At 70.1% G+C, this 13,141-nt stretch carries 11 protein-coding genes; 3 read left to right on the forward strand and 8 right to left on the reverse strand.

Annotated elements, in window-relative coordinates; translation table 11 throughout:
• Nucleotides 1-58: 58 nt before the first annotated feature.
• Nucleotides 59-1,105, reverse strand: coding sequence for a rod shape-determining protein (locus ACEJ41_RS11780; RefSeq protein ID WP_374012458.1), 1,047 nt, complete (start codon nt 1,103-1,105; stop codon nt 59-61).
• A gap of 289 nt (nt 1,106-1,394) precedes the next feature.
• Here ACEJ41_RS11780 and ACEJ41_RS11785 point away from each other — a divergent pair, with 289 nt between their 5' ends.
• Entirely contained in the window at nt 1,395-2,330 is a 936-nt protein-coding gene (locus tag ACEJ41_RS11785; protein ID WP_374012459.1) for a carbohydrate kinase family protein, read from the forward strand.
• A gap of 249 nt (nt 2,331-2,579) precedes the next feature.
• On the opposite strand, the gene ACEJ41_RS11790 is transcribed toward ACEJ41_RS11785, so the two are convergent.
• The 3 genes from ACEJ41_RS11790 to ubiE all read right to left on the reverse strand — a co-directional run bounded on the left by ACEJ41_RS11790 (nt 2,580) and on the right by ubiE (nt 6,139).
• Nucleotides 2,580-3,314 carry a hypothetical protein gene (locus tag ACEJ41_RS11790; protein ID WP_374012460.1) on the reverse strand — a complete coding sequence of 245 codons (735 nt, stop codon included), beginning with the start codon at nt 3,312-3,314 and terminating at the stop codon, nt 2,580-2,582.
• Complete coding sequence (locus tag ACEJ41_RS11795) at nt 3,314-5,287, reverse strand: M1 family metallopeptidase (protein WP_374012461.1); 1,974 nt, start codon at nt 5,285-5,287, stop codon at nt 3,314-3,316. Before ACEJ41_RS11795 ends, ACEJ41_RS11790 begins: the two co-directional genes overlap by 1 nt.
• A gap of 75 nt (nt 5,288-5,362) precedes the next feature.
• A complete protein-coding gene (gene ubiE, locus ACEJ41_RS11800; RefSeq protein ID WP_374012462.1) occupies nt 5,363-6,139 on the reverse strand; it encodes a bifunctional demethylmenaquinone methyltransferase/2-methoxy-6-polyprenyl-1,4-benzoquinol methylase UbiE in 777 nt (258 codons plus the stop codon).
• A gap of 141 nt (nt 6,140-6,280) precedes the next feature.
• Here ubiE and ACEJ41_RS11805 point away from each other — a divergent pair, with 141 nt between their 5' ends.
• The gene (locus ACEJ41_RS11805; protein ID WP_374012463.1) at nt 6,281-8,089 is read left to right on the forward strand and encodes a hypothetical protein; all 1,809 of its coding nucleotides are present in this window, start codon (nt 6,281-6,283) and stop codon (nt 8,087-8,089) included.
• Nucleotides 8,086-8,985 carry a hypothetical protein gene (locus ACEJ41_RS11810; RefSeq protein WP_374012464.1) on the forward strand — a complete coding sequence of 300 codons (900 nt, stop codon included), beginning with the start codon at nt 8,086-8,088 and terminating at the stop codon, nt 8,983-8,985. The genes ACEJ41_RS11805 and ACEJ41_RS11810 overlap by 4 nt, the downstream gene beginning before the upstream one ends.
• Nucleotides 8,986-9,327: 342 nt before the next feature.
• Here the strand turns inward: ACEJ41_RS11810 and ACEJ41_RS11815 are convergent, their stop codons facing one another.
• From ACEJ41_RS11815 to hslV, 4 genes are all read right to left on the reverse strand, one after another.
• Nucleotides 9,328-9,801, reverse strand: coding sequence for a DUF2269 family protein (locus tag ACEJ41_RS11815; protein WP_374012465.1), 474 nt, complete (start codon nt 9,799-9,801; stop codon nt 9,328-9,330).
• Between the two features lies 1 nt (nt 9,802).
• Nucleotides 9,803-11,098 (reverse strand): NAD-dependent epimerase/dehydratase family protein, encoded by a 1,296-nt coding sequence (locus tag ACEJ41_RS11820; protein ID WP_374012466.1) that lies wholly within the window; start codon nt 11,096-11,098, stop codon nt 9,803-9,805.
• Nucleotides 11,099-11,169: 71 nt separating this feature from the next.
• A complete protein-coding gene (gene hslU, locus ACEJ41_RS11825) occupies nt 11,170-12,543 on the reverse strand; it encodes an ATP-dependent protease ATPase subunit HslU (protein ID WP_374012467.1) in 1,374 nt (457 codons plus the stop codon).
• Nucleotides 12,543-13,094, reverse strand: a complete 552-nt coding sequence (hslV, locus tag ACEJ41_RS11830; RefSeq protein ID WP_374012468.1) for an ATP-dependent protease subunit HslV — start codon at nt 13,092-13,094, stop codon at nt 12,543-12,545. Before hslV ends, hslU begins: the two co-directional genes overlap by 1 nt.
• Between the last annotated feature and the right edge of the window lie 47 nt (nt 13,095-13,141).

A 13,141-nucleotide genomic window follows, 5' to 3' on the forward strand; every position in this document is an offset into this window, starting at 1 on the left:
CGATCACCCGTCCCGAAGGTGTCGGCACAGCCGGAAGCGGGTCGTCCCGAGCATGGCCTCAGTCCGGGGTAAAAAACTCGTTGCCGTGCATGTCCACCAGCTCCAGCGCGCGTCCACCACCCCGGGCAACGCAGGTCAGCGGGTCGTCGGCCACCTGCACGTGCAGGCCGGTCTCCTCGGAGATCAGCTTGTCCAGGTCGCTGAGCAAGGCGCCGCCACCGGTGAGGACGATGCCGCGCTCGGCCACGTCCGCGCCCAGCTCCGGCGGGGTCTGCTCCAGCGCCAGCTTGATCGCCGTGACGATGCCCGACAGCGGCTCGTGCAGCGCCTCGAGCACCTCGTTGGAGGTGATCTTGATCATCTTGGGCACGCCCTCGGCGAGGTTGCGGCCGGTGATTTCCAGCTCCCGGTTTTCCGGCTGCGGGTAGGCACAACCCAGTTCGACCTTGATCCGCTCGGCGGTCACCTCGCCGATCAGCATGCCGTGGTTGCGGCGCACATAACTGGTGATGGATTCGTCGAAACGGTCGCCGCCGATGCGCACCGATGCCGAATAGACAATGCCGTTGAGCGAAATCACGGCCACCTCGGTGGTGCCGCCGCCGATGTCGATCACCATCGAGCCGCGCGCCTCCGACACCGGCATGCCGGCGCCGATCGCCGCGGCCATCGGCTCCTCGATCAGGTAGACGTCGCGGGCGCCGGCCTCTTCGGCCGATTCCTTGATCGCGCGGCGCTCCACCTGGGTGGAGCCGGCCGGCACGCACACCAGCACGCGCGGGCTGGGGCGCAGGAAGCGCGACTTGTGCACCTTCTTGATGAAGTGCTTGAGCATCGCCTCGGTGTAGGTGAAGTCGGCAATGACGCCATCCTTCATCGGGCGGATGGTGGTGATGTTGCCGGGGGTGCGGCCCAGCATCTGCTTGGCCTCCGCGCCCACCGCCGCGACCGTACGGGTCCCGCCGATGGTGCGGTCCTGGCGCACCGCCACCACCGATGGCTCGTTCAGCACGATGCCCTGGCCGCGCACGTAGATCAGGGTATTGGCCGTGCCCAGGTCGATGGACAGGTCGTTGGAGAACATGCCGCGAAGCTTCTTGAACATCGTGGAAGGCGGTCCTGGGGGAACGGAAGTGCGGGGAGGCGGAGCGACCGCCCGACGAGGCTTGCAAGGTGGCCGGAGGAAGCGGAAATCCCGGCGTAAACAGACCGGTTAGCCTAGCAATGGGGAGTGGCGTGGGCAAGGAACAATCCCCGCCATGGCGGGCATTTGCGTGCGTGTGCCGGCGCGGCCGGGCTGGCCGCACCCGGATGCAGCCGTTACCCTTGCGCCGCGGCACCGCCCGCCCCGCCGACGACCATCGCCCGCCCCGGGCCTGCCGAGCAGCCAGCCGATGTCCACCCTGATCTGTGGTTCCCTCGCCTACGACACCATCATGGTGTTTCCGGACCAGTTCAAGAACCACATCCTGCCGGACAAGGTCCACATCCTGAACGTGTCGTTCCTGGTGCCGCGGATGCGCCGCGAATTCGGCGGCTGTGCCGGCAACATCGCCTACAACCTGCACCTGCTGGGTGGCGCGCCGATCCCGATGGGCACGGTGGGCGGCGATTTCGGCCCCTACCGCGAGCACTTCCAGGCCCTGGGCATCGAGCTGTCGCGGATCAAGGTGATCGAGGACCTGTTCACCCCGCAGGCGTTCATCACCACCGACCACGACAACAACCAGATCACCGCCTTCCACCCCGGGGCGATGATGCGCAGCCACGAGAACCACGTGCGCGACGTGCCCGGGGTGAGCCTGGGCCTGGTCGGCCCGGACGGGCGCGATGGCATGATCCAGAACGCGGACGAGTTCCAGGAGATGGGCGTGCCCTTCATCTTCGACCCGGGCCAGGCCATGCCGCTGTTCAACGGCCAGGAACTGCGCCGCTTCATCGAGCAGGCCCAGTACGTGGTGGTCAACGACTACGAGTCCAACCTGCTGCAGGAACGCACCGGCTGGAGCGACCGCGACATCGTGGCCCGGGTGCAGGCCTACATCGTCACCCAGGGTCCGCGCGGCGCGCTGGTGCACACACCGGGAGAGACCCTGGAGGTGCCGCCGGCGCACGAACGCCGGGTGGTGGACCCCACCGGCTGCGGCGACGCCTTCCGCGCCGGCCTGATCTTCGGCATCCGCCGCGGCTGCGACTGGCTGACCATCGGCCGCATGGGCAACCTGATGGGTGCGCTGAAGGTCGAGCACCCGGGCACCCAGAACCAGCGCTTCGACTTCACCGAATTCAACGACCAGTTCAAGCAGCAGTTCGGCTACTCGCTGGACTGAGCGCAGTCGCACCGGCTGCACATGCGGGCCGTCATGCGGGCCGTCGTGCGGGGACGTTGCGCGGGACGTTGTGCGGGACGTTGTACGGGGCCGTCGTGCGCGGCCGTCATGCGGGACGTCATGCGGGGCCGTTGTAGGAGCCGGTCTTGCCGGCGACCGCGGGGCCGGATCGCCCCCCCGCATCCTGCATACGGTCGCCGGCAAGACCGGCTCCTACACATGCATACGGGCGCAGTCCGGGTACCGTCCCTAGTCCCAGCCGGGCATCTGTTGCGGGTCCAGGCCGCCGACCTCGAAGGCCGCGCTGCGGGTGCCGCCGGCCTTCACCGGGAACTCGATCTGCAGCCGCTGCGCCTTGCGCACCTGCCGCCACAGGCCGCGGTAATCGTCGATGAACATCGCGATGGCCTCGTCGGTGTCCGGCCGCCACGCGGACATCGCCTTCGGCGCCGTGTCGTCGAACCGCACCTTGACCCGGCAGCCACCGTAGCAGGCGAAATCGCCGCCCTGCAGCACCAGGTAGGTGCTGCGCTTCCATTCGGGGTGGTCGCGGACCACCAGTTGCACCCTGGCCGGGGCACTGCCGCCGGTGTCGACGGTGTCCTGGCTGAGGATGGCCGCGGTGCGCTGTTCGCCGCCCCCGGCACTGGCCCGCGCGTAGGTCCACAGCGCTTCCAGGCGCCGCTGCTCGCGCGCAGCCTCCGCGCGGGCGGTCACGTCGGCCAGCGCCGGCTCCACCTGCGCGGCGGCCGGCGTGTCCGGATACTGGGCAAGCAGCGCGGCGCCGTGCACCCGGGCCAGTTCCCATTTGTGGGCCGCCACCGCCGCGTCGTATTCGCGCTGCAGTTGCGCGGCCGCCCGTTGCGTTTGCTGCGCCTCGGCCTGGGCACGGGCCTGGCGCTCGGCCTCGCGGTCGGTACAGGCAGCGGCGGCAAGCAACCCGGCGGCGGCCAGCAGGGCAGCAGCCAGGCGGGTCGGGCGCATCACGGCTCCGGCTGCCCGGTCGTTGCCGCGGCCGGGGCCGCAGCCGCCTGCGGGGCTGGTTCGGCGGCCTTGTCCAGCAATGCCTGCACCGACGCGGTGGTGATCGGGTGGTAGCCCGGGCGCGCCCGTTCGAACACCTCGCGGGCAAATGCCCGGCCTTCGGCGGTGGTGGCCAGCGCCTGGTAGATGGGCAGGATCAGTTTGCGCCGGCCCACCCGCTGGATGAACGCGCCTGCCGCTTCCTGCGCCGGTGGATACCCGCTGCGGATCGCCAGCGGATACCAGCGCATGGCGATCTCGCCATTGGCCGTGCCGGTGAAACCGTAGGCCTGGTCCAGCTGCTCGAGCTGCTCGACCCGCAGGGTGTCGCCCATGCTCTCCAGGAACCGCACCCACGCATGGGTGCCCCACTCGCTGGTGACCTGCGCATTGGGCAGGATCGCGCTGCCGCGCCAGGCGATGCGCGCGGTATCCACATTGGCAAAGGTGCGCGACCGCGCGATCGGGGCGGTGGGCGGGATCCCGGGCTGGTTGAGCCACTGCTCCAGCTCCTCGTCGCGCACCGCGCCGGGATGGGCGGCCAGCAGGTTCTGCTTCAGGTACGCGACAAACTGGTCGCCATCCACGCTCTGGAACGCGTGGTCATCGAACCAGCTGCGCAGGAACGCGTCGAAATTGGCGCGGCCCACGCGCTCCTCGATGAACTGCAGGAACCACGCGCCCTTGGCATAGGGCACTTCGCTGAGCGCTTCGTCCGGGTCGCGCCCGGGCAGCGGCGCAAGCGCCAGCAACTGGTCCTCGGGCCGCATGCCGGCCATCTCGTCCTTCAGCGTGTCGTGGTCGATCTGGCGCTCCATCTGCGCCATCTCCTCGCCATACAGCGCCTCGGTGATGCGGCCCTGGACGTAGGTGGTGAACCCCTCGTTGAGCCAGATGTCCTTCCAGCTCGCATTGGTCACCAGGTTGCCGGACCAGCTGTGCGCCAGCTCATGGGCGATCAGCGAGACCAGCGACTTGTCGCCCACGATCACGGTCGGGGTGAGGAAGGTCAGGCGCGGGTTCTCCATGCCGCCGAACGGGAACGACGGCGGCAGCACCAGCATGTCGTAACGCTCCCACCGGTACGGCCCGTACAGCGCCTCGGTGGTGGCGATCATCTTTTCGGTGTCCTCGAACTCGGCCACCGCCCGGTCGATCATCGCCGGCTCGGCCCACACGCCGCTGCGCGCGGAGATCGGCTTGAACACCAGGTCGCCCGCGGCAATGGCCAGCAGGTAGGACGGGATCGGCTGCGGCATGCGGAAGCTGTAATCGCCGTCGCGCGGCGCGGCCGGATCGTTGTCGGCGCTCATCAGCACCATCACGTCCGGGCGGCTGGTCACGTGCGCGCTGTAGGTGAAGCGCACGCCGGGGGTGTCCTGCAGCGGCACCCAGCTGCGCGCGTGGATCGCCTGCGACTGGCTGAACATAAAAGGCTGCACGCCGCCCTCGGTCATCGACGGCTCCAGCCACTGCAGGCCCGAGGCGGTCGGCGCGGTGCGGTAGGTCACCCGCACCCTGGCATTGCGCTGCGGCACCTCGATCGCCAGGCGGCTGCCGAACGCCGGGTCGGCCGCGTCCAGCGCGTGCTGCAGCGGCGTCCAGGCGCCGTTGGCGTCCGCTTCGACCTTCTCGATCGCAAGCTCGCGGGTATCCAGCACCAGTTGGGTGGCCGCAGGATCGGTCCACTCCAGTGTGTAGGTGGCGGTCCCGGCCAATTGCCGGGCATCGAAGTCCAGGGCCAGGTCCAGGGCCAGGTCGGCGATCCGGACCTTGTCCGGCTGCGCATGCGAATGCTCGTCGTGGCGGCGCTCGGACACGGTTGCGGCCTCGGGAGACTGGACGGCGGGCGGGGCATCGCCCGGGGCGGCTGTGTCGCCGGAGCAGCCGGCGGCGATCATGGCCAGGGGAAACAGCAGGGCAGTAAGACGCATGAGGGCTTGCAATGAACCGGGGGAAGTTGCAAGTGTAACCCCGCCCCGACGCGTCCGGACCGTTGCAGCAGGCGCCTAGACCCTGTAGCCGGTGTGCACCGCCACGATGCCGCCACTGAGGTTGACGTAGCCGCAGCGCGAAAGACCGGCCGCCTCCATCATCGCGCGCAGTTGCTCCTGCGGCGGATGCTTGCGGATGCTCTCGGCCAGGTACTGGTAGCTGTCGCCGTCACCGGCGAACAACTGGCCCAGCTTCGGCAACACCTTGAACGAGTGGAAGTCGTAGAGCGGCTTGAACCACTCCGCGCGCACTTCCGAGAACTCCAGCACCCGCGCCTGCCCGCCCACCCGCAGCACCCGCGTGATCTCGCCCAGGGCGGCCGCCTTGTCGGTCACGTTGCGCAGGCCGAAGGCCATGGTCACCAGGTCGAAGCTGGCATCCGGGAACGGCAGCTTCTCGGCATTGCACTGCACGTACTCGAGGCCGGCGACCACGCCGCGGTCGGTCATCCGGTCGCGCCCCACCGACAGCATGCCGGCGTTGATGTCGCCCAGCACGATGGTGCCGGCATCGCCCACCCGCCGCTTCAGCAGCGCGGCGATGTCGCCGGTGCCGCCGGCCAGGTCCAGCACCCGGTCGCCCGGCTTGACCTGGCAGGTCGCGGTGAAATAGCGCTTCCACGCGCGGTGAATGCCCAGGCTCATCAGGTCGTTCATCAGGTCATACCTGCGCGCGACCGACGTGAACACCTGGCCCACCAGCTTCTGCTTCTCGCCCGCGGGCACGTCGCGGAAGCCGAAGTGGGTGGTGCCGCTCTCGTAGGGGGACTGCGTGTCGGGGGTCGGGCTCATGCGCCGATTATGGCACCGCCTCCCCGGCGGCGTGGTTCCATACGGCCGCGTCATCGCGGGCCACGGCATGGCTGATATCGTGCTGGTCCAGCACCGCGACCGCCCGGGCCTTCACCCCCGGGCCGCGGAACAGGAGAACGGATGATCCGGGCAGGCATCTTTGTCGGCGTCGACCGCACCGGCCACCTGCCGTTGCTGCATGACGCCGCCGAGGGCGCCCGGCGCATGCGTGACTGGGCGGTCGGCACCGGCATGGTCGCCCCGGCCCAGGCCGTGCTGCTCACCGATGCCGACGGCGCCACGGTCACCCCCGACCAGATCTACGAGGCCATCGCCGGCATCGTGGCCGGCCCCGGGGTGGACCAGTTGCTGCTGTACTTCGCCGGGCACGGGGTCAATATCAACCGTGGCGAGGTCTGGCTGCTGTCCGGTGCGCCCGAACGCACCGCTGCGGCGGTCAACGTGCGCGGCAGCGTCGAGCTGGCGCGTTACTGCGGCATCCCGCACGTGGTGATGATCTCCGATGCCTGCCGGGTGGCGGCCGAAGGCATCCAGGCCCAGAACGTGGTTGGCCAGGACGTGTTTCCGAACAACGCCGCCAGCGACCGCAGCCATCCGGTGGACCAGTTGTTCGCCTGCCGGCTGGGCCGCACCGCCGCCGAGATCCGCGACCCCGGCGAGGCCGCGGCCGGCTACAGCGCGCTGTACACCGGCGAGCTGCTGCGGGCCCTGCACGGCGACGTGCCCGAGGTGCTGGCCGCCGGCTCCGACACCGCGGGCGCGGCCCGCTTCCTGTATCCGCGGCCACTGGCCCGGCACCTGGAAACGGCGATCCCGAAAATCGTGGCCGGGCGCGGCCTGATCGCGCGGGTCAACCAGGTGCCCGACGCCATCATCACCTCCGACGACCTGTGGCTGGCGCGCCTGCCACCTGCCGATGGCAACGATATGGCAGCGCCCGTGTCCGCCACGCCACGGCGCACGCGACCGACACCGTCCGGCAGCGCCCCGCCGCCGCGCACCAAGGGCATCCTCAGCGCCACCGGCGAGCGCGCTGCCGGTCAGGCCCCGCGCCACGCGCGTGCCCGGCGCGTGCAGTTGCCGGGCACGGCGGCCGTGCCGCAGCTGCAGGACCCCGACCTGCGCCTGGCCGCGCTCAAGCGCATTTCCGCAGCGTTCGGCCCGGACCGCTTCGGCTCGCGCTGCGGCATCAAGGTGCGCGGTGCGCAGGTGGCCGCGGCGGCATCGGCCTATGCCGAGGTGCGATGCCTGGAAGGCACGCCTGCGCAGGTCGAGGTGCGCGCCATCGACGGGCCGGCGGCCAGCGTGCTGCTGCAGTTCGCCGATGGCAGCGGCGCCCTGGTGCCGGTGCTGCGCAACCACGTGAGCGCGCTGACCTTCGTGGATGGCGAGCTGGTGGACATGGCCTGGGAGCCTTCGGCCAACCATGGCCGCTGGCCCGCGTACGCCGAGCATGCGGACGCACTGCGCGCACTGCGCGCGGTGGCCGCCACCGCCACCCGCAATGGCCGCTTCCGCATGGATGCGGCCGGCGCCGACCGCCTCGCCGCGGGCATCCAGTACCGCAGGCACCTGGACCCGGGCATGGCGCTGTACGCGGCCTACGCCTTCCACGAAGGCGACCTGGACCCGGTGACCCGGATCGGTGCGATGTCGCGCCTGCTGGGCGAGGACATCGACGCCACCTTCTTCGACCTGGCCATGCTCACCCGCCAGTTGCGCGGGCGCCGGGTGGAGCCCGGCGACATGGTGGTGCCATGCGTGCCGCTGCTGGCCCAGGGCTGGACCCTGATGCGGGCACTCGGGGTGAAACCGCATCCGGCACTGGAAGGACTGCAAGCCACCGTGCGCCAGTCGCCGTGGTCGCTGTACGACCCGCGCGGCGTGGACCGGATCAGGCAGGCTTTGACCACACGGGAGATCCGATGATGAGGCAGCTGGTGTTCGTGCATGGACGCGCGCAGGAGAACAAGGATGCGGGCGCACTCAAGGAAGAATGGATCCAGGGGCTGGAGGAGGGCCTGGCCAGGAGCGGCCTGGCGCTGCCGCTGGACCGCGACCGGATCCGCTTCCCCTACTACGGCGACACCCTGGACCAGCTGTCGCGCGACATCCCGCACGGCGAGGCGGACGAGGTGATCGTGCGCGGCACCGGAGCCGACGCCGACGAGCAGGCGTTCGTGCGCGCGGTGATCGCCGAGATCGCCCAGCAGGCCGGCCTGAGCGAGGAGCAGATCGTGCAGATGGCCGGCGACGAGGTGGTCGAGCGCGGCGTGCTGAACTGGAAATGGGTGCGGGCCGCGCTCAAGGGCATCGACCGCTTCGTGCCCTATGCCAGCGGCGCCAGCATCGCCCTGGCCACCCGCGACGTGTACCACTACCTGAAAAACGAGGCGGTGCGCAACGTGATCGATACCGGCGTGGCCTGTGCCTTCGACCCGGAAGCGGAGACCGTGGTGGTGGCCCACTCGCTGGGCACGGTGGTGGCCTTCAACGTGCTGCGCCGGCTGGGCACGGCATGCAAGTGGAAGGTGCCGGTGCTGATCACCCTGGGCTCGCCGCTGGGCGTGACCCGGATCCGCGATTCGCTGGGCAAGCCCATCGTCCGCCCGGACTGCGTGGGCCGCTGGACCAACGCCATGGACGAGCGCGACGTGGTGGCGCTGTATCCGCTCAGCCCCGCGCGCTTCCCGCTGCACCCGGCGGATTTCCGGATCGAGAACATGACCCACGTGCGCAACCACACCGACAACCGCCACGGCATCGCCGGGTACCTGGATGATGCGCAGGTCGCGCGCGCCATCCACGATGCACTCACTGCCTGATCGTCGGCGCCGACTTCCCCCGGCGCCCGCACGCGTTCCGGGTCGATGGCAACAAGGCGATCTCCGAAACCGACGGCCTGTCCGGCGCGCGCGCGCAGCAACTGGTCGCGCAGATCCGTGCCGGCGGCCGGCGCCTGCTGGTAGCCGGATACGAATGGCCCTACGACTTCAGCGTCAACGCCGAGTTCACCCTGGACGGCCTGGTCGGCAAACTCGACGAGTGCCGCGACGCGGTGCGCTGAACGCAGGCATCCCTGTTGTAGGAGCCGGTCTGGCCGGCGACCACCCAGGCTGGCGGATCTGCCAGGAGGTTGCGCATGGCGGTCGCCGGCAAGGCCGGCTCTACAGCCCGGCCGGCTTGGCCACCATCAGCCAGAAGATCGCCATCACCCCGATGAAGGCCGGCCAGCCGAGGATGAACCACCAGCGCATCACCACCCGGTACTGGCGTGGCAGCGACGTGCCCTGCGCGACCGCGGCGCGCGCCAGGTCGCGCGCGCGCACCTGCAGCCACAGCACCGGCAGCCAGCAGCAGCCCACCAGCACGAACAGCCACAGCGCCGCGCGCACCCATGAGTAGTCCAGCGGCAGGCCGAGGAAGCGCACCAGCCACCAGCCGCTGAGAAACTGCACCACCACCGCCGGCGCGGTGAAGCAGGCGTCTGCGATCACCACCGTGCGCGCGGTAGCGGCGATGTGCGCCGGGTCGCCGCGCAGGTGCGCCATCCACATGAAGAAGGCGATGCCCAGGCCGGTGCCGAACAGCAGGGTCGAAGACAGGACGTGGATCCACTTCACCAGCAGGTAGGCTTCCATCTCATCTCCGGTCCGAGAGTACCCACAGCACCGCCAGGGCGGGCAGCACCACCAGGTTCTTGGCCATGCCGCCCAGCGGGTCCATCCAGGTCCCCGGCCACAGCACGCCGAGCACGCAGGTATAGGCCACCACGCATCCCATCATCACCGCAACGGCCATGCGCAGGCCGCGGCCGGAAAGCAGCCACAGCGCCAGTACCAGATCGAGCACCGCGCAGCCGCGCGCCAGTGGAATCGCCACGTTCTCCAGCGCCGTGCCTGCCGCCATCGCCACGATCTCCGCGGCCGGGGTGGCCAGGCCCACCCACGCCGACAGCAGCCACAGCAGCACCACGGCCAGGTGCAGCGCCGGGGCCAGGAAGTACAACTGCGCGTGCCAGCGGTCCTGCACCTGGCTGGGATGTGCGCCCAGCACCTCATGCAGCGCACGCGGTGCGAAGCCGAAGTCGCGTTGCAACCCAACGTGCGCATCGGCCGCGGTGACGTTGCCGCGCCGGAGCATGCGCCACATGGTCTGGCCCACCGGCCCGCTGCCCAGCCGTTCCCAGCAGGCCACCAGCCGCGACACCCAGGATTCGGGCGTCGGCCAGGCACGCACGCCGGGGGTGCGCAGCCACTGCCGCCAGGTGAGCTGGTACTCGCGCAGGCTCATCGGTCGTGGCCCGCCAACCTCGTGGATGCCACGCACCGGCGCGTCCAGCGCGCGTGCTACCAGCCTGGCCAGGTCTTCGGCCGCAACCGGCTGCAGCGGCCAGCGCCCGTCGCCCGGCAGCAGCGTCGCCACCGGCAGCGCCGCCAGCGCGCGCAGCAGCGAGGTGCCGCCATAGGAGCCGGACGGCGCATAGACCACCGAGGGCCGCAACACCACCGCGTCCAGCGGCAACTGCAGCAGGGCGTCGTCGAAGCGGTGCTTGGAAGCGAGGAAGGGGCCGTCTGCCGGATCGCCCAGCGCCGACACCTGGACAAAGCGGCGGACGCCGGCGGCCACGCAGGCGCGCGCCAGCGCCAGCGGCGCGTCGTGGTGGATGGGGTCGAACCGCTGGCTGCCGGTCTCGCGCAGGATGCCGGCCACGTTGACCACCGCATCGACGCCATCGAGCACCGGCAGCCAGTCCTCCGGCGCGAGCATCGTCGCCAGGTCGCAATGCCGCGCATCGGCGGAGGCGCCAGCCGCGCGGACCCCGCGCAGCACCGTCCAGCCAGCCGCACGCAGCGCGGCGGCGATGTAGCCGCCAAGGAATCCGCCGGCGCCGACCACCAGCACCGTCGCCCCCACCTCCCCGCCTGCTGGCTGCATGCCGCGCCCCATTGGATGACCAGGGAACGCTAGCAGATCGGCCGACGGCGCTGGGTCCGGGCTTTGTGCGATCAGAGGATGTAGCGGCTCAGGTCCGGGTCCTGCACCAGTTCGCCCAGATGTTCATCGACGTAGGCGCGGTCGATGGATACCGACTGGCCGTCCCGGTCCGGGGCCTCGTAGCTGAGCGTGTCGAGCAGGCGCTCGAGCACGGTGTGCAGGCGCCGCGCGCCGATGTTTTCCTGGCGTTCGTTGACCTGTGCGGCGATCTCGGCCAGGCGCTCGATGGCCTCGCCGGTGAACGCCAGCGTCACCCCTTCGGTCGCCATCAGCTCCACGTACTGGCGGCTGAGCGCGGCCTTGGGCTCGGTGAGGATGCGCACGAAATCCTCCTTGCTCAGCGCGGTCAGCTCGACCCGGATCGGGAACCGGCCCTGCAGCTCCGGGATCAGGTCCGAAGGCTTGGCCAGGTGGAACGCGCCGGACGCGATGAACAGGATGTGGTCGGTCTTCACCGTGCCGTACTTGGTGGAAACGGACGAGCCTTCCACCAGCGGCAGCAGGTCGCGCTGCACGCCCTCGCGCGAGACGTCGCCGCCGGATACGCCCGAATCGCCACGCTTGGCCACCTTGTCGATCTCGTCGAGGAACACGATACCGTGCTGCTCGCAGGCCTCGATCGCCTCGGCGCGCACGTCGTCCTCGTTGACCAGGCGCCCGGCCTCCTCCTCCACCAACTGCGGCCGGGCCGCCTTGATGGTGAGGGTGCGCTTGTGGGTCTTGCCGCCGCCGAGGCTGGCGAACATCTGCCGCAACTGCTGGCCCATTTCCTCCATGCCCGGCGGAGTCATGATGTCCACCGATGCGGCATGCGCCGACAGCTCCAGCTCGATCTCGCGCTCGTCCAGTTCGCCATCGCGCAGCATCCTGCGGAACTTGGCGCGGGTGGAGTCCTCCGGCCCGGACACCTGCACCTCGGCCTGCCCCGGCCCGAAGCCCATCGACGGCGCGCTACGGCGCGGCAGCAGCGCATCGAGGATGCGTTCCTCGGCGCGCTCTTCGGCCTGCAGGCGCACGCGTGCCTTGGCCTGCTCGCGGTACATCTTCACCGCGGTATCGGCCAGGTCGCGGATGATCTGTTCCACGTCCTTGCCCACGTAACCCACCTCGGTGAAGCGGGTGGCCTCCACCTTCACGAACGGCGCATTGGCCAGGGTGGCCAGGCGCCGCGCGATCTCGGTCTTGCCCACGCCTGTGGGGCCGATCATCAGGATGTTCTTGGGCATCACCTCGTTGCGCAGCTCTGGATCAAGCTGCATGCGCCGCCAGCGGTTGCGCAGGGCGATGGCGACCGCGCGCTTGGCCGCCTGCTGGCCGACGATGTGGCGGTCCAGCTCCTGCACGATCTCGCGCGGGGTCATGGTGGACGACGTGTTGTTGCTCATCACAGTTCCTCGACCACCACGTTGCGGTTGGTATAGATGCAGATGTCGCCGGCGATGCCGATTGCCTCGGTGGCAATGGTGCGGGCGTCCAGCTGCGTATGTGCCATCAGCGCACGCGCGGCCGACAGCGCATAGCTGCCGCCGGAGCCAATGGCGATGATGCCGTCCTCCGGCTCGATCACATCGCCGGTGCCACTGATGACCAGCGAGGTCTCGCGGTCGGCCACCGCAAGCAGCGCCTCGAGCTTGCCGAGGCGGCGTTCGGTGCGCCAATCCTTGGCCAGTTCCACGGCTGCGCGGGTGAGCTGGCCATGCTTTTCGAGCTTGGCCTCGAACAGCTCGAACAGGGTGAACGCATCGGCGGCCGCACCGGCAAAGCCGGCCAGCACCTGGCCATCGCGGCCAAGCCGGCGCACCTTGCGCGCGTTGCCCTTCATCACGGTGTGGCCAAGGGTGACCTGGCCGTCGCCGGCGATGGCCACCTTGTCGCCGCGACGCACGCAGACGATGGTGGTGGCGTGGAACACATTGGGGTTGCGGCTGGGGTCCATGCGGCCTCCGGGGTGATACCCCACCAGTTGGGGGCCACCGCGCCCCG

This window comes from Pseudoxanthomonas koreensis (assembly GCF_041890415.1).
Lineage (GTDB): Bacteria > Pseudomonadota > Gammaproteobacteria > Xanthomonadales > Xanthomonadaceae > Pseudoxanthomonas > Pseudoxanthomonas koreensis_A.

What these genes read in the sequence shown, in the direction of transcription:
- ACEJ41_RS11810 (WP_374012464.1), top strand. Translation starts at nt 8,086, where the DNA reads ATGATGAGGCAGCTGGTGTTCGTGCATGGACGCGCGCAGGAGAACAAG.
- ACEJ41_RS11790 (WP_374012460.1), bottom strand. Translation starts at nt 3,314, where the DNA reads ATGCGCCCGACCCGCCTGGCTGCTGCCCTGCTGGCCGCCGCCGGGTTG.
- ACEJ41_RS11805 (WP_374012463.1), top strand. Translation starts at nt 6,281, where the DNA reads ATGATCCGGGCAGGCATCTTTGTCGGCGTCGACCGCACCGGCCACCTG.
- ubiE (WP_374012462.1), bottom strand. Translation starts at nt 6,139, where the DNA reads ATGAGCCCGACCCCCGACACGCAGTCCCCCTACGAGAGCGGCACCACC.
- ACEJ41_RS11795 (WP_374012461.1), bottom strand. Translation starts at nt 5,287, where the DNA reads ATGCGTCTTACTGCCCTGCTGTTTCCCCTGGCCATGATCGCCGCCGGC.
- ACEJ41_RS11820 (WP_374012466.1), bottom strand. Translation starts at nt 11,098, where the DNA reads ATGCAGCCAGCAGGCGGGGAGGTGGGGGCGACGGTGCTGGTGGTCGGC.
- ACEJ41_RS11785 (WP_374012459.1), top strand. Translation starts at nt 1,395, where the DNA reads ATGTCCACCCTGATCTGTGGTTCCCTCGCCTACGACACCATCATGGTG.
- hslV (WP_374012468.1), bottom strand. Translation starts at nt 13,094, where the DNA reads ATGGACCCCAGCCGCAACCCCAATGTGTTCCACGCCACCACCATCGTC.
- ACEJ41_RS11780 (WP_374012458.1), bottom strand. Translation starts at nt 1,105, where the DNA reads ATGTTCAAGAAGCTTCGCGGCATGTTCTCCAACGACCTGTCCATCGAC.
- ACEJ41_RS11815 (WP_374012465.1), bottom strand. Translation starts at nt 9,801, where the DNA reads ATGGAAGCCTACCTGCTGGTGAAGTGGATCCACGTCCTGTCTTCGACC.
- hslU (WP_374012467.1), bottom strand. Translation starts at nt 12,543, where the DNA reads ATGAGCAACAACACGTCGTCCACCATGACCCCGCGCGAGATCGTGCAG.